Source organism: Paenibacillus oryziterrae (assembly GCF_042610485.1).
Classification (GTDB): Bacteria; Bacillota; Bacilli; order Paenibacillales; family Paenibacillaceae; genus Paenibacillus_AQ.
In genome coordinates this window covers 19597-42143 of record NZ_JBGJZO010000024.1, presented here as the reverse complement: position 1 = coordinate 42143, position 22547 = coordinate 19597, and the positions used below count along the sequence as shown (strand labels likewise).

The window sequence follows — 22547 nt, the reverse complement described above, 5'->3', positions numbered from 1 at the left end:
TTATTTCTTAACGGTTTGTCTAACTTTCACGAAGCTGTTTTTAGGTCCTGGAATAGCACCTTTAACCAGCAATACGTTACGTTCTACATCCACTTTAATGATTTCAAGCTTTTGAACCGTTACGGTCGAATGACCCATGTGACCTGGAAGGCGTTTGCCTTTAGGAACGCGGTTAGCTTGAATGGAACCCATGGAACCTGGTCTTCTGTGGTAACGCGATCCGTGTGCCATTGGTCCGCGGCTTTGTCCCCAACGTTTGATAACGCCTTGGAAGCCTTTACCTTTAGAAGTTCCTGTTACGTCAACAAATTCGCCTTCTGTGAAGACATCAGCCGTCAGCACTTGTCCAACCTCGAACGACGCGAGGTCAATACCGCGAATTTCGCGAACGTAGCGCTTAGGTGTTGCATTTGCCTTTTTGGCATGACCTTGTTCAGGCTTATTGGAGCGACTTTCTTTCTTATCAGAAAAGCCCAATTGCACTGCTTCATATCCGTCGATATTCAGGTCTTTCTTTTGCAGAACGACACAAGGGCCAGCTTCGATAACCGAAACCGCGATTACATTACCTTCTGGAGTAAAGACTTGAGTCATACCGAGTTTTTTTCCTAAGATACCTTTCAATGTTGACACCTCTTTTCTTTTCCTGTTTCTTTAATAGAAGAATTACAATTTGATTTCGATATCTACACCGGACGGTAGATCCAAGCGCATCAAGGCATCCACAGTTTGTGGTGTTGGGTTCACAATATCGATCAAACGTTTGTGAGTCCGTTGCTCAAACTGTTCACGGGAATCCTTGTACTTATGCACCGCACGGAGAATAGTAATGATTTGTTTCTCAGTTGGCAGCGGAATCGGCCCGGATACACCAGCACCCGAACGTTTTGCTGTTTCAACGATCTTCTCAGCGGATTGATCAAGAATTCTGTGGTCGTATGCTTTCAAGCGGATACGAATTTTTTGCTTTGCCATTTTAGTCCCTCCTTCTATCGCCCAATTTATTATCGGACATACTCCGTGAAAATTTTCTGACGTCGACCTCATGGCAAAGGGGCCGGGTGTGTCAGTAACCTCTCACATCATCGCAACGTCTCAGAACAACATTTATTATTATATATAAGAATGGGCAGTATTGCAAGCCATAATTAAAACAACGCATGAATTATTTTCATGCGCTGCTCGGGATTCATCATTTGGTCACAATCCGGCTGTTGCCGACTTGAAATACTCCGCAGACGCTGCGGTTTGAGCGGTTGTTGACCCGATTCCTTCTATAGTATGGATAAGCACTTTGATTTCTTCTTCGACAGTGACAATTTCCTGCGTACTACCCTGCATGGAAGCAACGATATCGGAGAACAACCGGCTGGTCTCAACGGACTGGGATTTCCCGCTTTTTGTGAGTTCCTGTACTGTTCGAATCTCATCAACAACCTGACTGGTAAGCTTAGTAGATTTGTTGGTTAACTCACCTATAAGAACTACTGTATTTTTCGTATCTTCAGCCAATCTGCTGACCTCCTGAGCCACTACACTAAAGCCTCTGCCATGTTCTCCTGCTCTCGCAGCTTCTATAGTAGCATTAAGAGAGAGGACCTTAGTCTGGTCTGCAATATCCTGTACTGCACCGACTATCTTTCGAATTTGTTGAGAGAATCGGCTCAGTTCTTGAACAGAACGCTCCATTTCACTCGTGCTATTATATATCCGTTCAATATGTCCGCTAAGTTCACCAAGCTGGTCCTGCCCGTCTTTCGCAAGCTCTTGCGATTCCATGGCCGTTGATGCAGTTCGCTGGAACGTGTTGTTCACTTCATTACTACTCGCAACCAACTGCTCGACAGCTGCATTTGTGCCGATGCTCAAATCTATCAATTCTCCACTGAACTCAGCTATTTTTGATTTAAGTTCATTCTTAACGTTTTGGTATTGTTCTTCCTTCTCCTTGATATTTTCTTTCTCATAAGCTTCCAATACGAGCTGTTGTTCTAAATTAAGTAGCTTGGTAACCGTCTGCACTACATCCAAACGTTCCAAATCATCTTTAGTTTCATTGTAGATCACGCGAATAAATACATTTTGCAGATTCTGAAAGGCTGATAAGTACCATTTCGGCTCTAGTCCAACCTTCTTATGAATACGGGCAATCACAAGCCGTTTGGCTATATATTTCTCATCCACATCACCATCAAAAATTTCAAGGATATGATCGTGCAAAGTCTTCTTCAGACGGTCAATCGTACTATACTCTAAAATAATATTCTCTAACTTATCGACGCCAAGTACAGTGTTATAGAACTGGTCTGTTATATAGTCCAGATTACGCTCAACCGCTGGTTTCATACTGCGTAGCAAAGTTAAGTCTCTTTCTGTAAGATCGATCATTCTCATTTGCTCATTCAACTCGTCTTGGCCATCAAGAACATGAAAGTCGGTATTTCTAGAACGAGATTGAACCATCGCATTAAATTCGTGAGCGGCAGGAGATTCTCCAGAACCCTTCCCCGCGTTTGAACCATGTAGAAAAGAAAAAGGACATTTCCCCACAAAAACCACTCCTTAATTGCACTATTTTATCCCAATATAAATTCGATGCAATCGGTCAGCATGGTTCTATGAATTGAACACTACTCAATCACTAAAACCGTTGTTTTTTCGACAAAATAAAGCGTCTATTTCCTTATTTTCTTTGTCGAAATGTGACTAATATCATCGAAATATTGATTATAGTTTTATTATCGGAAGATTTCGTGTGAAAAAATAGATCTAAAGTCTTATTTTCATAAGTTTTTTTCTTCTATTATTTGTTCTCCCCTGCCATTTCTCGAATCGCTTCCAAATCCAATATATTTACAGCTCTTTTGCTTAGAAGAATCAAATTCATCTCTTCCAGCTGTGCTAGCTTTCGACTAAACGTTTCCGCTGTCGTACCGATCATTGCAGCGATTTCCTTTTTGGATGCCGGCAAAATAACCCTCTTCGCAGAAGGAGCTTTGGAATGGAAATAGAGTAGTATTTTCGCTAAACGTTTATCCGCTTCCATTATATGCATTGCAGCCGCCCAATCTTCTGCATGATATAGCTGCTCACTCATGGAGGACAGAAAATTGCAGGCAAGAGCAGCATTACTATGCAACAGCGGGAGGAAATCTTTGCGATGCAGCCTACATACCGTTCCATCCTCAATCATCTCAGCATTCACATAATTTTGTTTCTTTTGAAATAACGAGAACTGGCCAAAATAATCTCCTGGGAACAAGAAGCGTACAATATGCTCTTTCCCCTCCTGATTAGTCCGCGTCAGCTTGATCAATCCGTTGTTTAACACAAACAATGAGTCTGACTCTTCTCCTTCTCTAAAGATCAAATCTCCTTTACTATAATTTCCGGAATCTATTATGGCATCTATCTGTGCAAGCTCTGAATCGGATAGACCTTTAAACACAGGTACACGACTTACGCAGGATCGTAACTCACAGCAGGAGCATTTCATCTAGATTTCTCCTTTCAATCTTCTTCATTAACCTTAGCATGTGCTGAATCCAGACTTGTGACTGCCATCACAATATTCATAGAAATTGATCTATATCAAGGAGTTCTCAGTATTCCTGTGGCACAATAGCTGTAGGGATGAACGAAGAACAAGGAGGTTAATCTATGAAGGCATATACGTTTGAGGATATGAAAAAGATCGACAGAAGCACCCTTAGTGACACTGTTCCGCTGGAATTATTCCGTACCATCCGTCTTATTGGTATGAGCCAGGGCCTACCTATGGGCGGGAAAAGCACTACTGTCACCATAGGCCGAAAAATAGGAGCCAGTCTTCCGGCACAAACCGTGGAGGAGCTTCTGGAGCTGTTTCAAAGCTTGGAGATTGGCATACCGCGTATCATCTATCAGGATGAACGCAGAATCAACATTGCTGTAGATGATTGTTTCTGCAAAGGACTACCCACTCTGGAAGAAGAGAAAATGGTCTGCGATCTGGAAGGAGCCATCTTAGAAGGCGCTTTATGTAGAATCATGGGCCGAACTGTAACGGTAAAAGAAATTAAATGCAACGTTACGGGACATGAGCATTGTGAGTATGAAATACGGCTGTAAATTGAATTATAAATTAGGAGGAATATAAACATGGAGAAAAAACAAATCAGTGAGGCTCTACAATACTCAGAGGAACGTTTTACTAAGCGAATTTTGTTTCAAAAGGGAGAGAGTGTTGTTTTCATTCTAAACTTTATGCCCGGTCAGCAGTTGCCTGTGCATAAACATCCCGGTACAGATGTATATATACATGCCTTGGAGGGGAAGGGAACAGTTGTTGTAGATGAAGCGAATAGTCCGTTCGAAAAAGGTGATCTTATCCACATCGACGGAAATGAATCGTTTGCTTACTCCAATACAGGTGACACACCGGCAAGCCTTCATGTTGTGTTATGCAAAATTCCAAGTCCTGAATACGCACGCGAGGTTTAGTATTAAGCAGCAAATCACAGAAATATAAAAAAAGGTGATCTTCGTGAGAAGACCACCTTTTTTATGTTCCAACATCTACCCGCTAGGGATAGAGTGAAATTATTTTTGGATAGAAGCTACAGAACCTGCTCCAACTGTACGTCCGCCTTCACGAATAGAGAACTTAGTTCCTTCTTCGATAGCGATAGGGGAGATAAGGGAAACAGTTACAGTGATGTTGTCACCAGGCATAACCATTTCAGTACCTTCTGGCAAGTTGATGATGCCAGTTACGTCAGTTGTACGGAAGTAGAACTGTGGACGGTAACCAGTGAAGAAAGGTTTGTGACGTCCGCCCTCTTCTTTAGTCAGAACGTAGATTTGAGCAGTGAACTCAGTGTGTGGGTTAACGGAGTTCGGCTTAGCCAATACTTGGCCGCGCTCGATCATGTTACGGTCTACACCACGCAGCAATGCGCCGATGTTGTCGCCCGCTTGAGCGGAATCGAGCAATTTACGGAACATTTCAACGCCTGTAACAACGGATTTTTTCTTTTCTTCGTGAATACCAACGATTTCGATTTCTTCTCCGACTTTAACTGTTCCGCGTTCTACGCGGCCAGTTGCCACGGTACCGCGGCCAGTGATGGAGAATACGTCCTCGACAGGCATCAAGAAAGGTTTGTCAGTTTGACGCTCTGGCAGTGGGATGTAAGTATCGATGGTTTCGAACATTTCAACGATCTTAGCAGCCCATTCGCCTTCAGGGTTTTGCAGAGCTTCACGAGCGGATCCGCGAACGATTGGAGTATCATCGCCTGGGAAATCGTATTCGCTAAGCAAGTCGCGAACTTCCATTTCAACCAGTTCCAAGAGTTCTTCGTCTTCAACCATGTCGCATTTGTTCAAGAATACAACGATGTAAGGAACGCCTACTTGGCGGGACAACAGGATGTGCTCGCGAGTTTGCGGCATAGGGCCGTCAGCTGCGGATACAACCAGGATCGCTCCGTCCATTTGCGCTGCACCAGTGATCATGTTTTTAACATAGTCAGCATGTCCAGGGCAGTCTACGTGTGCGTAGTGACGGTTAGGAGTTTCATATTCAACGTGAGCTGTGGAGATAGTGATACCACGTTCGCGCTCTTCTGGAGCTTTATCGATTTGGTCGAATGCTACAGCAGCACCGCCGTATTTCTTGGACAGTACAGTAGTGATTGCAGCAGTCAGAGTCGTTTTACCATGGTCAACGTGACCAATAGTACCGATGTTAACGTGCGGTTTGTTACGTTCAAACTTTGCCTTTGCCATTTGAACAGTTCCTCCTTAATATGGGGTTCCTTATATTGGAGCCGTCCGTAGCATTGTTAATCTAAGATGACTGAGCGGCTATACCCGGACGGCAAATCAAAACGAAATATTACTCTCCGCTTTTGTTCTTAGCAACGATCTCATCCGAAATGGACTTAGGAACTTCTTCATAGTGGGAGAGTTCCATTGAGAATACGCCGCGTCCTTGTGTACCAGAACGGAGTGTTGTGGAATAACCGAACATTTCGGAGAGAGGCACCTTCGCCCGGATAATTTGTGCTCCACCACGGGAATCCATACCTTCGATTCTTCCGCGACGGGAACTCAGCATACCCATAACGTCACCCATGTACTCCTCAGGGACAGTTACTTCAACTTTCATGATTGGCTCGAGGAGAACTGGCTTACACTTCTCTTTAGCCGCTTTGAGCGCCATCGAACCAGCAATTTTAAATGCCATTTCGTTGGAGTCAACATCATGATAAGATCCATCCACAACTGTGGCCTTAACGTCTACAAGCGGGAAGCCTGCAAGAACGCCGTTTTTCATTTGCTCTTCAATACCCGCAAGCGCAGGACCGATGTATTCTCTTGGTACGGAACCACCGACAACCTTGCTCTCGAATGTACTGCCAGTACCTGCCTCGAGTGGTTCAAATTCAACCCACACGTGACCATACTGACCGCGACCGCCGGACTGACGAACGAATTTACCTTCGACGCGAGCTGGAGCTGTAAATGTCTCACGATATGCTACTTGTGGTTTACCAACGTTAGTTTCAACGTTGAACTCACGGCGCATACGGTCAACAATGATCTCAAGGTGAAGCTCACCCATACCTGCCAGGATAGTTTGTCCTGTTTCTTCATCGGTATGAGCACGAAGAGTTGGATCCTCTTCAGTCAATTTACCGAGAGCAACACCCAATTTATCTTGGTCAGCTTTGGTTTTTGGTTCAACGGCAACTTCGATAACCGGATCAGGGAAGTTCATTGATTCCAGAATTACTGGATGCTTCTCGTCACACAGGGTATCACCAGTGCTCGTATCTTTAAGGCCCACGGCTGCCGCGATATCACCGGAGTAAACTACGGAGATCTCTTGACGGCTGTTCGCGTGCATTTGCAGGATACGACCAATACGTTCCCGTTTATTCTTAGTGGCATTCAATACGTAAGAACCGGATTCCAGAACACCGGAATAAACACGGAAGAACGTAAGTTTACCAACATAAGGGTCTGTCATGATTTTGAATGCCAGGGATGAGAACGGTTCTTCATCGGAAGAGTGGCGGATGGCTTCAGTTCCATCCTCCAAGTGACCTTGAATAGCCGGTACATCAATCGGAGCTGGCAGGTAATCAATAACAGCGTCCAGCATCAGCTGAACCCCTTTATTGCGGTAGGAGGATCCAACGATTACAGGGAAAATCTTAACTTCTACTACGCCTTTGCGCAGTGCAGCTTTGATTTCGGCAACTGTAATCTCTTCGCCTTCCAGGTACTTCATTGTGAGTTCTTCATCAAGCTCTGCTACTTTCTCGATCAACTCGAGACGCAGTTCAGCAACTTGCTCCAGGAACTCAGCAGGAATATCGGTTTCTTCAACATCGCGGCCCAGATCATCTTTGTACATATGGGCTCTTTGTTCAACAAGGTCGATAATTCCTACGAATTCATTTTCTGCACCGATTGGCAGTTGAATAGCAACTGCGTTCGCTTGCAGACGTTCGCGCATGTCCTTAACAACGTTAAGGAAATCTGCACCGATGATATCCATTTTGTTAACATATGCGATACGTGGTACGCCATAACGGTCAGCCTGTCTCCATACGGTTTCAGACTGTGGTTCAACGCCCTCTTTCGCACTGAAAACGCCTACTGCCCCATCCAATACACGAAGGGAGCGTTCAACTTCAACAGTGAAGTCAACGTGTCCCGGGGTATCAATGATATTGACGCGGTAGCCTTTCCAAGAAGCGGTTGTAGCAGCGGAAGTAATGGTAATTCCGCGCTCTTGTTCTTGTTCCATCCAGTCCATTGTAGCTGCACCCTCGTGAACTTCACCGATTTTGTGCGTACGGCCTGTGTAGAAAAGAATCCGCTCAGTGGTTGTGGTTTTACCGGCGTCAATATGTGCCATGATCCCGATATTACGTGTATTCTTTAAGGAGAACTCTCTTGCCATGAAATGGATCTCCTTTCAAAATAGAAGTTATTTGAATGACTTTGATCCTACCAACGGTAGTGAGCGAATGCTTTGTTAGCTTCAGCCATTTTGTGCGTATCTTCACGTTTTTTAACGGAAGCGCCTGTGTTGTTGGAAGCGTCGATGATCTCAGCCGCCAAACGCTCTTCCATTGTCTTCTCCCCGCGGTTACGCGAGTAGTTTACAAGCCAACGTAATCCCAAAGCAGTACGTCTTTCAGGTTTAACCTCGATCGGCACTTGGTAGTTAGCACCGCCGACACGACGAGCCTTCACTTCCAAAACCGGCATGATATTCTTGATGGCAGCTTCGAAAACTTCCATCGGATCTTTACCTGTGCGTTCTTGAATCAATTTGAACGCATTGTACAAAATGCTTTGAGCGACACCTCTTTTACCACCCAGCATAATGCGGTTAATCAAACGAGTAACCAACTTGCTATTATACAATGGATCTGGCAATACGTCTCTCTTAGTAACTGGACCTTTGCGTGGCATGGATATCCCCCTTTCTCAAATGTTTATCTTTCGTATTGTTCTTACTTCTTCACTTTAGGACGTTTCGCACCATACTTGGAGCGAGATTGCATACGGTTGTTAACGCCTGCAGTATCCAGAGCGCCGCGAACGATATGATAACGAACCCCTGGAAGGTCTTTAACCCGACCTCCGCGAATCAGTACCACACTGTGCTCTTGCAAGTTGTGTCCGATACCCGGAATGTAAGCTGTAACCTCAACCTTATTCGTCAAACGCACACGAGCGTATTTACGAAGTGCGGAGTTCGGTTTCTTCGGAGTCATTGTACCTACACGAGTGCACACACCGCGTTTTTGCGGAGCGCTCAAATTTGTAGCCTCACGCTTCAGGGCGTTAAACCCCTTTTGAAGAGCGGGAGATTTGGATTTTTCGATTTTGGCTTGACGGCCTTTACGAACCAATTGATTAATAGTTGGCATTTGTTGTGCCACCCCCTTCCTGAAATGATAAATCTGATTACAAACCTCATTGTTAAGTCCACAGACCCAGGTGGTTCATAAAAAGACAAATGAAAAGTCTTTGCCACCGAAGTGTACCCCCGGTACAAAAACAGTTCTTGCAGCTATTCTTTTAAGACGGCTGCCATAGCAGCGCCCACTTCAATTCCGCAAGCCTTGCCCAAGTTCAGCATCGTGTCTACATAAGTAACCTTGACACCTTGCTTACTGCAAAGCGAAACAATCCTGGAAGTAAGCCGTTGATCTCCGTCCTCTGCCACATAGACTTCTGCGGCTAGGCCCATCTCCACCGCCTTAACGGTTTGCTTGGTACCGATCTTGACCTGAGCATCCTGTAATCCTCTATCATCAGTCATTACTAATTCCTCCAATGAACAAAGATAACATGGCTACTCACGCACCTTAGACATTTTAGCATTATCACAAGGGTATGTCAAGAATTTAAAAGATAACTTTTTTCATTTTGTAATCAACAGACAGCCACGTCATCCCCGCGTACGGGCATGACGTGGAATGCACTGTTGCAGTTGCAATATTACTCAGCCGGAACAGCCTCAAGAGACTCATTCACAGGTTCTGCATTTGGATCACTTAACGTTACATTACGGTAGCGGGTCATACCTGTTCCGGCAGGAATCAGCTTACCGATAAGCACGTTCTCTTTAAGACCAAGCAGTTTATCCACTTTGCCTTTGATGGCAGCGTCTGTAAGGACACGGGTAGTTTCCTGGAAGGAAGCCGCAGACAGGAATGAATCCGTCTCAAGCGATGCCTTGGTAATACCCAAGAGAACCGGTTTAGCGACAGCAGGCTCATTGCCTGACATAATCGCTTCTTTGTTCGCTAACTCATATTCATGAATGTCGGCAAATGCGCCTGGAAGCAGGCTGGTGTCACCGGCATCAATAATACGGATTTTGCGAAGCATTTGTTTGATCATGACTTCAATGTGCTTGTCATTGATCTCTACACCCTGGTTACGGTATACGCGTTGTACTTCCTGCAGAATGTAGTTCTGTACCCCACGAATACCTTTGATGCGCAGCATTTCTTTCGGATCGATTGAACCGTCGGTGAGCTCATCGCCAGCTTCAATTTCTTGACCTTCGGTAACACGAAGACGTGAGCCGAAAGTGATGGAATAGGTCTTCGATTCAGCTTCCCCTTGAACCTCGATTTCGCGGCGATCCTTGGTTTCACGAATCTCTTTGATTACCCCGTCAATTTCACTGATTGTAGCCTGACCCTTAGGGTTACGGGCTTCAAACAACTCCTGGATACGCGGCAAACCTTGTGTGATATCATCCCCTGCAACCCCCCCGGTATGGAAGGTACGCATGGTAAGCTGGGTTCCCGGCTCACCGATCGATTGAGCAGCGATAATTCCAACTGCTTCCCCGATCTCAACGTGCTTGCCAGTTGCCAGATTGCGTCCGTAACATTTCTTGCAGACACCGTGACGGGCACGGCAGCTCAGTACGGAACGGATTTGTAGTTTGGTAACACCCGCGCTTACGATCTCTTCGGCCTTATCGGAGTCGATCAAATCGTTGCGGCGGACGATAATTTCTTTGGTTTCCGGATGACGAACGGTTTCAAAGGAATAACGGCCTTCAATACGGTCGTACAGATCCTCAATAACCTCTTTACCGTCCTGGATGCGGCTTACGGTGAAGCCTTTGTCAGTTCCACAGTCATCTTCACGGACGATAACATCCTGGGCAACGTCGACGAGACGACGAGTCAGGTAACCGGAATCCGCTGTACGAAGAGCTGTATCCGCCAGACCTTTACGCGCTCCGTGAGTCGAGATAAAGTACTCGAGGACAGTAAGACCTTCACGGAAATTCGCTTTGATCGGAAGTTCGAAGATACGACCGGATGGTGTTGCCATCAGACCGCGCATCCCGCCCAGCTGAGTGATCTGCGATTTATTACCACGTGCTTTGGAATCCACCATAAGCATAATCGAGTTGAAACGATCCATGGATTTAAGCAGGACGTTCGTAAGATCATCCTTAGTCTTGGACCAGATTTCAATAACACGGTCATATCTTTCATCATTGGTGATCAGACCACGGCGGTATTGGTTAGCAACCACATCGACCTTAGCCTCAGATTCCTTAAGGATTGTAACTTTCTCTTCAGGCACGATAACATCGGATACGGCAACTGTTACACCGGAACGTGTTGAGTACGTGAAGCCAAGCTGTTTAATTTTATCCAAAATCACGGATGTTTTGGTTGTATGATACGTTTCGAAGCAGCGTGCGATAATCAAACCCAGGTACTCTTTACCTACAGCACTGGCTTCTGGTGCATTCATGATCAACTCACGAACGTCCGCGCCTTTTTCGTAGATAAAGTATTTCTCCGGAGTACCTTGAAGCAAATTAGTTTTGGTTGCTTCGTTGATGTACGGGAAGCTGCTAGGGTAGATCTCATTAAAGATAATTTTACCGACTGTAGTGATCAGGAGTGCATTCTGCTGAGCTTCTGTAAAGGAAGTTTTGCCGAGTGCTTTAACTGGAATCGCCACACGCGCATGCAATCCTGCAGTTCCCCGTTGATAAGCTGATACAGCTTCGTTCACGGTACGCAGAATCATGCCGGTTCCCTTTTCTTCCTTGTTGTCCATGGTCAGGTAGAACGTACCAAGAACCATATCCTGGGAAGGGGTAACAACCGGTTTGCCATCTTTAGGATTCAGGATGTTGCCTGATGCCAGCATGAGAATACGGGCTTCTGCTTGCGCTTCTGCAGACAACGGTACGTGAACCGCCATTTGGTCACCGTCAAAGTCAGCGTTATACGCTGTACATACGAGCGGGTGAAGACGAATTGCATGACCTTCTACCAAAATCGGTTCAAATGCCTGGATACCAAGACGGTGAAGCGTTGGTGCGCGGTTAAGAAGAACCGGATGCTCTCTAATCACTTCTTCAAGGACATCCCATACTTCTGGACTTACGCGTTCCACTTTACGTTTTGCGCTCTTGATGTTGTGAGCAAGCCCTTTGTTAACCAGTTCTTTCATAACAAACGGTTTGAACAACTCTAGTGCCATTTTCTTTGGCAGACCGCATTGATACATCTTCAGGTAAGGTCCTACAACGATAACGGAACGTCCCGAGTAGTCAACCCGTTTACCGAGCAAGTTCTGGCGGAAACGTCCTTGCTTACCTTTCAGCATGTGGCTGAGAGATTTGAGCGGACGGTTACCAGGACCGGTTACCGGACGACCGCGGCGGCCGTTGTCAATGAGTGCATCGACAGCTTCCTGCAGCATCCGTTTTTCGTTCTGTACGATAATATCCGGTGCACCAAGATCAAGCAGTCTTTTCAGACGGTTGTTCCGGTTAATTACACGGCGATATAGGTCATTAAGGTCAGACGTGGCAAAACGGCCACCATCCAATTGAACCATCGGACGAAGCTCCGGAGGAATAACCGGGAGTACATCCATGATCATCCAATCAGGTTTGTTGCCGGAGTTACGGAATGCTTCAATGACTTCCAAGCGTTTGATGGCCCGGTTGCGGCGCTGGCCTTGGGCTGTGCGCAGCTCTTCTTTGAGGAATTCCAGCTCTTTTTCGATGTCGATATCCTGAAGCAATTTCTTAACCGCTTCTGCGCCCATGCCGGCTTGGAATCCGTAGCCGTATTTCTCACGGTAGCTGCGGTATTCTTTCTCGGAGAGCAGTTGCTTCTTCTCGAGCGGAGTTTCGCCCGGGTCAGTTACAACATAAGATGCGAAATAGATAATTTCTTCAAGTGATCTTGGGGACATATCCAATGCCAAACCCATACGGCTTGGAATCCCTTTGAAATACCAGATATGTGATACAGGAGCAGCCAATTCAATGTGGCCCATCCGTTCACGGCGAACTTTAGCACGGGTAACTTCAACGCCACAACGGTCACAGACAACGCCTTTATAACGGACGCGTTTGTATTTACCGCAATGACATTCCCAGTCCTTTTGTGGTCCGAAGATACGCTCGCAGAAGAGACCTTCTTTTTCCGGTTTCAATGTACGGTAGTTGATGGTTTCCGGTTTCTTAACTTCTCCGCGGGACCAAGAACGAATTTTCTCCGGAGAAGCAAGCCCGATTTTCATAAACTCAAAATTGTTAACGTCCAACAAGGAGCAACCCTCCTTAACCTATATCCTGATTTAGTACCATAACCCTCCCTTGAGCCTTAAGTTCAAGAGAGGGCATGGTCCTTTTATACATGTGGCTGTTATACCAGTGATTAATCGATTCCGACTTCTGCGCCTTCCAAATTGAGGCTCAGCTTGTCGCCTGACGTCTCATCCTCATCATCCAGCTCTCTCATCTCGATCTCTTGCTCGTCTTCGCTGAGGATCTTAACATCCATACCCAGGGACTGCAGCTCTTTAATCAAGACTTTAAACGCTTCAGGCACACCAGGAGCCGGCACGTTCTCGCCTTTGACGATGGATTCGTATGTCTTCACACGGCCAACCACGTCATCGGATTTGACTGTCAAGATCTCTTGCAGAGTATAAGCGGCACCGTAAGCCTCAAGTGCCCATACCTCCATCTCCCCGAAACGTTGTCCACCAAACTGCGCTTTACCACCCAGCGGCTGCTGAGTAACGAGCGAGTAAGGACCTGTTGAACGGGCGTGGATTTTATCATCAACCATGTGCGCCAGCTTGATCATGTGCATGACGCCGACAGTAACTTCACGCTCGAAGCGTTCACCTGTGCGGCCATCGTACAGAATGGTCTTACCATTACGCTGCATGCCTGCTTCTTCCATAGTGTCGAATACGTCGTTCTCGCGCGCTCCGTCAAAGACTGGAGTAGCAACGTGAATACCAAGACGCATTGCGGCAAAACCAAGATGGACTTCCAGCACCTGTCCAATGTTCATCCGTGAAGGTACGCCCAGCGGGTTGAGAACAACCTGCACCGGTGTGCCGTCCGGAAGGAAAGGCATGTCTTCTTCAGGAAGGATACGGGCAACGACACCTTTGTTACCGTGACGTCCAGCCATTTTATCCCCTTCAGAAATCTTACGTTTCTGTGCAATGTAGACGCGAACCAACTGATTCACACCAGGAGGCAGCTCATCACCGTTCTCGCGGGTGAACACTTTAACGTCAACGATAATACCATCACTACCGTGAGGCACCCGCAGGGAAGTATCGCGAACCTCACGAGCCTTCTCACCGAAGATTGCGTGCAGCAAGCGTTCTTCAGCCGTCAGTTCAGTAACACCTTTCGGTGTAACCTTACCTACGAGAATATCCCCTGCACTGATCTCAGCACCAATGCGGATAATTCCGCGTTCATCGAGATTACGCAAAGCCTCTTCGCCCACGTTAGGAATATCACGTGTGATTTCTTCAGGTCCCAGCTTCGTGTCACGGGCTTCAGACTCGTATTCCTCGATATGGATCGAAGTGTATACATCCTCTTTAACCAGCTTCTCACTCAGCAAGATCGCATCCTCGTAGTTGTAACCTTCCCACGTCATGAACGCAACTACAACGTTGCGACCAAGAGCCAATTCGCCCATTTCTGTGGAAGGACCATCTGCAAGGATATCGCCTTTCTTAACAATGTCCCCTCTTTTAGCCAGAGGACGTTGATTAATGCAGGTACCTTGGTTAGAACGCATGAATTTGTGTAATTTATATTTAACGATGTCGCCTTTGACTTCCTTGCCTTCAACAACTTCTACGCGGCGCAGCCAAATTTCGTTAGCTGACGAACGCTCAATAATACCGTCGTATTTAGACACAATACATACACCGGAGTCTTTAGCAGACTTGTGTTCCATTCCCGTACCCACCAGCGGTGCTTTAGGGATAAGAAGCGGAACGGCTTGACGTTGCATGTTTGATCCCATGAGGGCACGGTTGGAGTCATCATTCTCAAGGAACGGAATGAGCGCCGTTGCTACAGATACTACCTGTTTTGGCGATACGTCCATGTAATCAACGCGATTACTTGGCATCGTTGTAATGTTGTCTGAATCTTTATTGTAACGGACGATAACCATGTCTTCCTTGAAGGAACCATCTTCTTCAAGTTGAACATTCGCCTGCGCAACAACATAGTTGTCTTCCTCATCCGCAGTCAGGTAATCGATTTGTTCGGTTACTTTGCCAGTCTTCGGATCGACCCAACGATATGGAGCTTCGATAAAGCCATATTCGTTGATGCGAGCGAACGTGGACAAGGAGTTGATCAAACCGATATTCGGACCTTCAGGCGTTTCGATTGGACACATACGGCCGTAGTGACTATGATGGACGTCACGAACCTCAAAGCCCGCGCGTTCACGTGTCAGACCGCCGGGTCCGAGTGCGGACAAACGACGTTTATGTGTAAGTTCTGCCAGTGGGTTCGTCTGGTCCATAAACTGGGACAACTGTGAACTACCGAAGAACTCCTTAATGGAAGCAATAACCGGACGAATATTGATCAAAGCTTGCGGTGTAATCGCATTAGCATCTTGAATAGACATTCTCTCACGGACAACGCGTTCCATACGGGATAAACCAATGCGGAACTGGTTCTGCAGAAGCTCGCCTACAGAGCGCAGACGGCGGTTCCCCAGGTGATCGATATCATCAGTGTTGCCGACACCATGAAGCAAATTGATAAAGTAGCTGATCGAGGAAATAATATCAGCCTGAGTAATATGCTTGATCGATTTATCGATATTGCCGTTGGCAATCAGCTTAAGTACCCGGCCTTCTTCAATTGGCGAATGAACATCTATCGTTTGCAGTGAAATATCCTCACTATCAAGAACGCCACTTACACGATAGTTCTTAAAGCCAACTTGTTTCTCAAAGTAAGGAAGCAGCTCATCAAGCAAGCGGCGGTCAACCATTTGTCCGGCTTCTGCCAGGATTTCACCTGTAGATTCATCAACCAGAGGTTGAGCCAAACGCTGATTGAACAAACGATTCTTAATGTGCAACTTTTTGTTGATTTTGTAACGGCCTACATTGGCCAAATCATAACGCTTTGGATCAAAGAAACGTGCAACAAGCAAGCTCTTTGCGTTATCAAGCGTTGGCGGTTCACCCGGACGCAGACGCTCGTAGATTTCAATAAGCGCCTTCTCCGTTGAATCGGTGTTATCCTTATCCAACGTATTGCGAATATATTCATCATTGCCAAGCAGTTCCAGAATTTCGGCATCAGTGCCGAAACCGAGAGCACGCAGTAGAACGGTTACCGGGATTTTACGCGTCCGGTCAATCCGAACATACATAATGTCCTTAGCGTCAGTCTCGAGCTCGAGCCAGGCGCCGCGGTTCGGGATTACTGTGGCGGTATAGGTTTTTTTGCCGTTCTTATCCACTTTCGTGCTGAAGTAGACGCTTGGAGAGCGAACCAACTGGCTGACAATAACCCGTTCCGCACCATTGATAATAAAAGTGCCGGTCTCCGTCATCAGTGGGAAATCCCCCATGAACACTTCCTGCTCTTTGACCTCTCCGGTCTCCTTATTGATGAGCCGCACTTTCACCCGTAATGGCGCTGCATACGTAACGTCCCGCTCCTTGGCGTCGTCAACCGTGTATTTCGGCTCACCCAGGCTGTAATCAATGAACTCAAGCACCAAATTACCCGTAAAATCCTGGATTGGCGAGATGTCCTGGAACATTTCCCGCAAACCTTCCTCCAAAAACCAATCATAAGATTTTTGTTGGATCTCAATCAGGTTTGGGACCTCGAGTACCTCGTTAATTCTCGCATAGCTTCGCCGAGTGCGTCGACCATACTGAACAAGATGTCCTGCCAACTTTACTCACCCCTCATGTCTACTCACTTAAAAATTGATTGCGAACCCCTGTTTGGACCATTATAATGGAACCAAGAACAAGTGATTCTTCCATAAATAAAGAAAAGCCCTTATCGAATTCTTCGAAAAAAGAGCGCACTTTTATCCATGGCCACATAACCCATATCCAGTAGATTTGCCCAAAACGTACATATTATACGTCACCAAGCTACAGTTTATGCACGGCTCTCATGACCCGCGGCGTTTCCGCCTAAAGGGAAAGCACAGAGAACAAACTTCGCAAAAACTTGCCGTACGGCATGCGCTTACCGGGCGACAATATAGCACTTGACATTTTAGGAAACTAAAGAAATGGAGCCTATCTTAATACTGACATTTTATAATAATAACACTATCAATAGTAGATGTCAACGGTCCCTTAAACTTTATTTTCTTTTGTTGCCTTAATAATCCGATAGCCTTTGTCTTTCCCTACTTCTTCGGCGTTTCCAAACAGCTCTTCCAGCTTGGCGACTGCCGATGGCGCCCCTTGTTTCTTCTGTATCACAATCCAGAGAGTACCATCCTCGTTAAGATGATCATAGGCTTGTTCGAAAATCCCATGAACCACCGCCTTGCCAGCCCGGATGGGCGGATTGGTTAAAATCACATCAAACTTTCGACCCTCCAGCGCCCCAAGCATATCGCTCTCCATCACCGTTACATTCACAGCTCCGTTATGAAGCGCATTTTCTTTGGCCAGTTCAACTGCCCGGCTATTAATGTCAACCATGGTCACGTGACCCGCTGGAACAAGTTTAGCTGCTGAAATTCCGATCGGCCCATAACCACAGCCCACATCAAGAACCGCCGCACCATCCTGAATCTCCATCGTTTCAATCAAAACCCGGCTGCCATAATCAATATCCCCTTTGGAAAAAACGCCTGCGTCGCTCGTAAAGCGAAGGTTTTTCCCTCTGAGAACCGTGTCAATTGTCCGTCGGTCGTGACGAACTTCCGGTGTTTTAGAATAATAATGCTGCGACATATTATCCTTCCTTTCACTAGTACTCACACGCAATAAGTTGTATTTTATAGAGCAACCCCCTTGAACAAGTTCAAGGGGGTTGCGAGCTCCGGCAACGAATGAATTCAAGACCGGGGCTTAACTATTCAGTGAAATTACTTCACTTCTACAACTGCGCCTGCTTCTTCCAATTTGGCTTTAGTAGCGTCAGCTTCTTCTTTGCTTACTTTTTCTTTGATTGCTTTTGGTGCGTTGTCTACAACGTCTTTAGCTTCTTTCAAGCCAAGACCTGTGATTTCGCGAACGATTTTGATTACGTTGATTTTGGAAGCGCCAGCGCTTGTCAAAATTACGTCAAATTCAGTTTGCTCTTCTTCAACAGCAACAGCAGCGCCGCCGCCCATTACCATTGGAGCTGCAGCAGTTACGCCGAACTCTTCTTCGATTGCTTTAACCAGGTCGTTCAGTTCCAATACGCTCATGCCTTTAATTGCTTCCAAGATTGCTTCTTTACTCATGATTGAACCTCCATTTTTATATTCGTATTTTTTGGGTTTGTGTTGATTAAGCTGCGAAGCACAATGACTTACGCGCTTTGTTCTTCTTTCTCAGCCACAGCTTTAACTGCAAGCGCGAAGTTGCGCATTGGAGCTTGAAGCACGCTAAGCAACATAGAGAGCAAACCATCGCGGGACGGAAGTTCCGCCAATGCTTTGATTTGATCCGCACCGATAACACGGCCTTCCACAACGCCGCCTTTAAGTTTCAAAGCGTCGTTCTTCTTGGCGAAATCGTTCAGAATTTTCGCTGCTACCACCGCGTCAGTTGCACTGAATGCGATCGCAGTAGGACCAGTCAGAACGGAATCAAGTTCAGTTAGTTCAGCTGCTGCAGTTGCACGACGCAGCAATGTGTTCTTCAGGACTTGAAAATCAACTCCAGCTTCACGAAGTTGCTTACGCAGTTCGGTTACTTGAGCAACGTTCAATCCACGGTAGTCTGCAACAACAGTAGTAATACTGTTTTGCAATTTACCAACAACAACATCAACTGCATCCTGTTTAGCTTGGATTACTTTTGCATTTGCCAATGTATACACCTCCTGAAAATTTATGTGACGACTACTCTTCCGAAGAACCACAGTCGTTCCTACGCAGGCATTAGAAAAGCCTCCGCAGAATCACGAAGGCTTGATAAAACGTTACTCACACGGGCGAACCCGGCGCATCTTGTTTCTATCACAACACCTCGGTAGGAGATTAAGCCTTTCGGCACCTACTGTCTACGGTAAGCATATTCAAGTTAAGAATGATTACTCTTAATCTTCACAACTGTTATAGATTATCAAAGTCGACTGCAAGAGTCAACCCCTAATTATCTGTAAACAGAAGTGTTCACACGAGCGCTTGGTCCCATAGTCGAGGAAATCGAGATGCCTTTAAGGTATACACCTTTAGCAGCAGCCGGTTTCGCACGGTTCAAAGCGTCGATCAAAGATTTAAGGTTCTCGTTCAATTTCTCAGCATCAAAGGACACTTTGCCGATTGGCGCGTGAATTTGACCTGCTTTATCGAGACGGTATTCGATTTTACCAGCTTTGATTTCTTGTACAGCCTTGGTAACATCGAATGTAACCGTGCCGGCTTTAGGGTTAGGCATAAGACCTTTACCACCAAGCAGACGACCCAGTTTACCGACTTCACTCATCATATCAGGTGTAGCTACGCAGACATCGAATTCAAACCAGCCTTGTTGAATTTTGTTGATCATGTCCAGATCGCCAACAAAATCAGCACCGGCAGCTTCCGCTTCCTTCGCTTTTTCACCTTTTGCAAATACAAGCACGCGTTGGGTTTTGCCTGTGCCGTGAGGCAGGACAACTACACCGCGAACGGCTTGATCTTGTTTACGGGGATCTACGCCCAAACGAACTGCAGCTTCAACGGTTTCGTCGAATTTAGCAGTCGCAGCCTTTTTAACAAGCTCTACAGCTTCAGCAGGCTCGTATGTTGCTTCGCTGTTGATCAGCTTAGCAGCTTCTTGGTACTTCTTACCATGTTTAGCCATGAAAAATGTTCCTCCTTTGTGGTTTTAGCGGAATATCCTCCCACATATTGCGGTCAGAATGACCGGATATCGAAAGACGATTAGTCTTCGATAGTGATGCCCATACTGCGAGCAGTACCTTCAATCATCAGCATTGCAGCTTCAACAGATGCAGCGTTCAGATCGGGCATTTTTTGCTCAGCGATTTCACGAACCGCAGCGCGGCCGAGTTTCGCAACCTTTTTCTTGTTCGGTTCACCGGATCCTTTTTCTACTTTCGCAGCGATGCGAAGCAAAACAGCAGCCGGAGGAGTTTTAGTGATGAAAGTGAAAGAACGGTCTTCAAATACTGTAATTTCAACCGGGATGATCAGGCCAGCCTGGTCAGCTGTACGAGCATTGAATTCCTTACAGAATGCCATGATGTTGACACCCGCTTGTCCGAGCGCCGGACCAACCGGAGGCGCAGGATTCGCTTTCCCTGCAGGGATCTGCAGTTTCACCATTTTGATTACTTTTTTAGCCATGAGTGACACCTCCTTGCAAAAATAGTGGTCTTCGGTACGCTTATCGCGCCCTCCCACAAGAAACCCTTATTGATAGTTATATTTTCTCCACTTGAGTGAAATCCAACTCCAGCGGGGTTTCCCGTCCAAACATGTTAACATGTACCTTGATCTTGCTCTTGTCTGCCAAAATCTCTTCCACGGAGCCCACAAAATTCGCAAAGGGACCAACCATAATACGTACCGATTCCTTGATTTCGAAATCAATCACAGCTTTAGGTTCAACCATACCCATATGCTTCAGAATTTGTTCTACTTCTTCCGGAAGCAGCGCCGTAGGCTTCGAACCCGAGCCTGTCGAACCAACAAATCCAGTAACGCCCGGCGTATTGCGGACAACATACCAAGAATCATCAGTCTGGATCATTTCCACCAAAACATAACCGGGATAAACTTTACGCATGACAGTTTTTTTCTTGCCATCCTTGTTTACAATTTCTTCTTCCATAGGAACAAGAACGCGGAAAATTTTGTCTTCCATGCCCATAGACTCAACGCGTTTTTCTAAATTGGCTTTGACCTTGTTCTCATACCCAGAATAGGTATGAACGACGTACCATCTTTTTTCCATATCAAGCCACCTGGAACCTCTCTAAATAATCGCTTCAATCACAGCGGAAATACCGATGTCCAGAACCCAGAAGTAAATAGCGACAGCTACAATTGTACCGAGAACGATCAATGTATAGTTTGTCAGTTCTTTACGGCTAGGCCAGCGAACTTTTTTGAGTTCACTCCAGCTTTCAGTGAAAAAGGAAATCAAAGACTTGAAACTACGCTTCACGCCGACTACACCTCCACAGACTATCTGGTTTCGCGATGAGGAGTTTGCTCGTTACAGAACTTGCAAAATTTCTTCATCTCCATGCGGTCGGGGTGATTTCGCTTGTTTTTGGTCGTTGCATAGTTTCTTTGTTTGCAACTTGTACAAGCCAAAGTGATAATTACCCGCATGATGTGCACCTCCCGAGACGTTCTTCCAACTATGACATTAGAAGACGCAAAATTGATCCCAAGAAAAAGGGCGTTTCCGTCCTTACTGGGACGGCATCCTTTTCCCGGATAAACACCAAAAAGCCTGAAGCAAAGTTCAAACTTCTCGATATTTTAAAAAAAGCCGCGAATTTAGGCCTACCTAAAACACTTTAGCATAATGTCAAGGCCTGTGTCAACGAAAGAATTGCCGTGGATTCTGGTTATTTCCGGGAGATTGAAGCATCTGTCTCTCTCAAACTTGTGTACAAGTCATTCCCTTAGCACTCTGCTGTTCTTCTATCCATTATGGACATTCACACTGTAGTTAAAACTATGGTCTACTTCATCAAACTAAAAAAAGACTCGATGTCCGAGCCTTTCCCGTTATTATAGCATTAATTGTCACGCACTTCCAGATATCTTTCCAACTTCCGTTTGACCCTTTGCAGTGCGTTGTCGATCGACTTCACATGCCGCTTCAAATCTTCGGCAATTTCCTGATAGGATCTTCCGTCAAGATAGAGCATCAGAACCTTACGCTCCAGATCGCTCAAAATTTCCGCCATTTTATCTTCAAGTCCGGTGAATTCTTCCTGATTAATAATCAGTTCTTCCGGATCCAACACCTGAGTGCCGCAAATGACATCCATGAGTGTCCGGTCAGAGTCTTCATCATATATAGGCTTGTCCAATGAAACGTAGGAATTAAGAGGAATATGCTTCTGGCGCGTCGCAGTCTTGATCGCGGTAATAATCTGCCTGGTAATGCACAGCTCGGCAAAAGCCTTAAATGAAGAGAGCTTGTCACCTTTGAAATCGCGAATGGCCTTATAAAGACCTATCATGCCTTCTTGCACGATATCTTCACGATCCGCACCAATCAGAAAGTAAGAGCGGGCTTTGGCACGGACGAAATTCCGGTACTTGTTAATCAAGTACTCCAATGCTCCACTGTCGCCACCACGGAATACCTCGACAATATCTTCATCGCTTATGCAATCATATTCGGATAGCATTAATTCCTTGAGGTCGACACTCACCAAGAATCCCCCCGGCTGCAACGCAAGACACATCGTTACTTCGCGAAATATACGAACAGTATATATTATGTTACCTTAAACCGTCAACCGAAGTTTGACCAAAAACAATCATCAATAACAGAATATGTCATTTACC

The 22547-nt window shown here is 46.0% G+C and carries 22 protein-coding genes and 1 other annotated feature; of the genes, 2 read left to right on the top strand and 20 right to left on the bottom strand.

Features of this window, described 5'->3' with window-relative positions; all coding sequences use genetic code 11:
* The 4 genes from rplC to ACAN55_RS19800 form a co-directional block, all read right to left on the bottom strand.
* Positions 1-624, bottom strand: a complete 624-nt coding sequence (gene rplC, locus ACAN55_RS19815) for a 50S ribosomal protein L3 (RefSeq protein WP_379136859.1) — start codon at positions 622-624, stop codon at positions 1-3.
* 42 nt (positions 625-666) lie between these two features.
* On the bottom strand, positions 667-975 hold the full coding sequence (rpsJ, locus tag ACAN55_RS19810; protein WP_017692074.1) for a 30S ribosomal protein S10: 309 nt from the start codon (positions 973-975) through the stop codon (positions 667-669).
* A 225-nt stretch (positions 976-1200) separates the two neighbouring features.
* Positions 1201-2463: a protoglobin domain-containing protein gene (locus ACAN55_RS19805; protein ID WP_379136855.1), complete on the bottom strand. Its 1263-nt coding sequence runs from the start codon at positions 2461-2463 to the stop codon at positions 1201-1203.
* A gap of 340 nt (positions 2464-2803) precedes the next feature.
* Positions 2804-3496, bottom strand: coding sequence for a Crp/Fnr family transcriptional regulator (locus ACAN55_RS19800; protein ID WP_379136853.1), 693 nt, complete (start codon positions 3494-3496; stop codon positions 2804-2806).
* Positions 3497-3660: 164 nt separating this feature from the next.
* Here ACAN55_RS19800 and ACAN55_RS19795 point away from each other — a divergent pair, with 164 nt between their 5' ends.
* Both ACAN55_RS19795 and ACAN55_RS19790 read left to right on the top strand, forming a co-directional pair.
* Complete coding sequence (locus tag ACAN55_RS19795; protein WP_379136850.1) at positions 3661-4110, top strand: V4R domain-containing protein; 450 nt, start codon at positions 3661-3663, stop codon at positions 4108-4110.
* Between the two features lie 30 nt (positions 4111-4140).
* On the top strand, positions 4141-4482 hold the full coding sequence (locus tag ACAN55_RS19790) for a cupin domain-containing protein (protein ID WP_379136847.1): 342 nt from the start codon (positions 4141-4143) through the stop codon (positions 4480-4482).
* Positions 4483-4581: 99 nt separating this feature from the next.
* On the opposite strand, the gene tuf is transcribed toward ACAN55_RS19790, so the two are convergent.
* The 16 genes from tuf to sigH form a co-directional block, all read right to left on the bottom strand.
* Positions 4582-5772, bottom strand: a complete 1191-nt coding sequence (gene tuf / locus ACAN55_RS19785) for an elongation factor Tu (RefSeq protein WP_379136845.1) — start codon at positions 5770-5772, stop codon at positions 4582-4584.
* A 109-nt stretch (positions 5773-5881) separates the two neighbouring features.
* On the bottom strand, positions 5882-7960 hold the full coding sequence (gene fusA, locus ACAN55_RS19780; RefSeq protein ID WP_379136843.1) for an elongation factor G: 2079 nt from the start codon (positions 7958-7960) through the stop codon (positions 5882-5884).
* 47 nt (positions 7961-8007) lie between these two features.
* Positions 8008-8478 (bottom strand): 30S ribosomal protein S7, encoded by a 471-nt coding sequence (rpsG, locus tag ACAN55_RS19775; RefSeq protein WP_379136840.1) that lies wholly within the window; start codon positions 8476-8478, stop codon positions 8008-8010.
* Between the two features lie 41 nt (positions 8479-8519).
* A complete protein-coding gene (gene rpsL / locus ACAN55_RS19770) occupies positions 8520-8939 on the bottom strand; it encodes a 30S ribosomal protein S12 (protein ID WP_379136837.1) in 420 nt (139 codons plus the stop codon).
* Positions 8940-9082: 143 nt separating this feature from the next.
* Positions 9083-9334, bottom strand: coding sequence for a ribosomal L7Ae/L30e/S12e/Gadd45 family protein (locus ACAN55_RS19765; protein WP_379136834.1), 252 nt, complete (start codon positions 9332-9334; stop codon positions 9083-9085).
* A gap of 179 nt (positions 9335-9513) precedes the next feature.
* On the bottom strand, positions 9514-13125 hold the full coding sequence (rpoC, locus tag ACAN55_RS19760) for a DNA-directed RNA polymerase subunit beta' (protein ID WP_379136832.1): 3612 nt from the start codon (positions 13123-13125) through the stop codon (positions 9514-9516).
* A gap of 110 nt (positions 13126-13235) precedes the next feature.
* Positions 13236-16778 (bottom strand): DNA-directed RNA polymerase subunit beta, encoded by a 3543-nt coding sequence (gene rpoB, locus ACAN55_RS19755; protein WP_379136829.1) that lies wholly within the window; start codon positions 16776-16778, stop codon positions 13236-13238.
* A 418-nt stretch (positions 16779-17196) separates the two neighbouring features.
* Complete coding sequence (locus ACAN55_RS19750; protein ID WP_379136965.1) at positions 17197-17805, bottom strand: class I SAM-dependent methyltransferase; 609 nt, start codon at positions 17803-17805, stop codon at positions 17197-17199.
* A 134-nt stretch (positions 17806-17939) separates the two neighbouring features.
* Positions 17940-18302: a 50S ribosomal protein L7/L12 gene (gene rplL, locus ACAN55_RS19745; RefSeq protein WP_379136826.1), complete on the bottom strand. Its 363-nt coding sequence runs from the start codon at positions 18300-18302 to the stop codon at positions 17940-17942.
* A 68-nt stretch (positions 18303-18370) separates the two neighbouring features.
* Positions 18371-18874 carry a 50S ribosomal protein L10 gene (gene rplJ, locus ACAN55_RS19740; RefSeq protein WP_379136823.1) on the bottom strand — a complete coding sequence of 168 codons (504 nt, stop codon included), beginning with the start codon at positions 18872-18874 and terminating at the stop codon, positions 18371-18373.
* A gap of 63 nt (positions 18875-18937) precedes the next feature.
* Positions 18938-19090: a sequence feature (ribosomal protein L10 leader region), on the bottom strand.
* A gap of 68 nt (positions 19091-19158) precedes the next feature.
* Positions 19159-19851, bottom strand: a complete 693-nt coding sequence (rplA, locus tag ACAN55_RS19735; RefSeq protein WP_379136820.1) for a 50S ribosomal protein L1 — start codon at positions 19849-19851, stop codon at positions 19159-19161.
* 80 nt (positions 19852-19931) lie between these two features.
* Entirely contained in the window at positions 19932-20357 is a 426-nt protein-coding gene (gene rplK, locus ACAN55_RS19730) for a 50S ribosomal protein L11 (protein WP_379136817.1), read from the bottom strand.
* A gap of 76 nt (positions 20358-20433) precedes the next feature.
* A complete protein-coding gene (nusG, locus tag ACAN55_RS19725) occupies positions 20434-20967 on the bottom strand; it encodes a transcription termination/antitermination protein NusG (RefSeq protein ID WP_379136814.1) in 534 nt (177 codons plus the stop codon).
* A 21-nt stretch (positions 20968-20988) separates the two neighbouring features.
* A complete protein-coding gene (gene secE / locus ACAN55_RS19720) occupies positions 20989-21180 on the bottom strand; it encodes a preprotein translocase subunit SecE (RefSeq protein ID WP_379136811.1) in 192 nt (63 codons plus the stop codon).
* 20 nt (positions 21181-21200) lie between these two features.
* On the bottom strand, positions 21201-21350 hold the full coding sequence (gene rpmG / locus ACAN55_RS19715) for a 50S ribosomal protein L33 (RefSeq protein ID WP_379136807.1): 150 nt from the start codon (positions 21348-21350) through the stop codon (positions 21201-21203).
* A gap of 416 nt (positions 21351-21766) precedes the next feature.
* Positions 21767-22411, bottom strand: coding sequence for an RNA polymerase sporulation sigma factor SigH (gene sigH, locus ACAN55_RS19710; RefSeq protein ID WP_379136804.1), 645 nt, complete (start codon positions 22409-22411; stop codon positions 21767-21769).
* Positions 22412-22547: the final 136 nt, after the last annotated feature.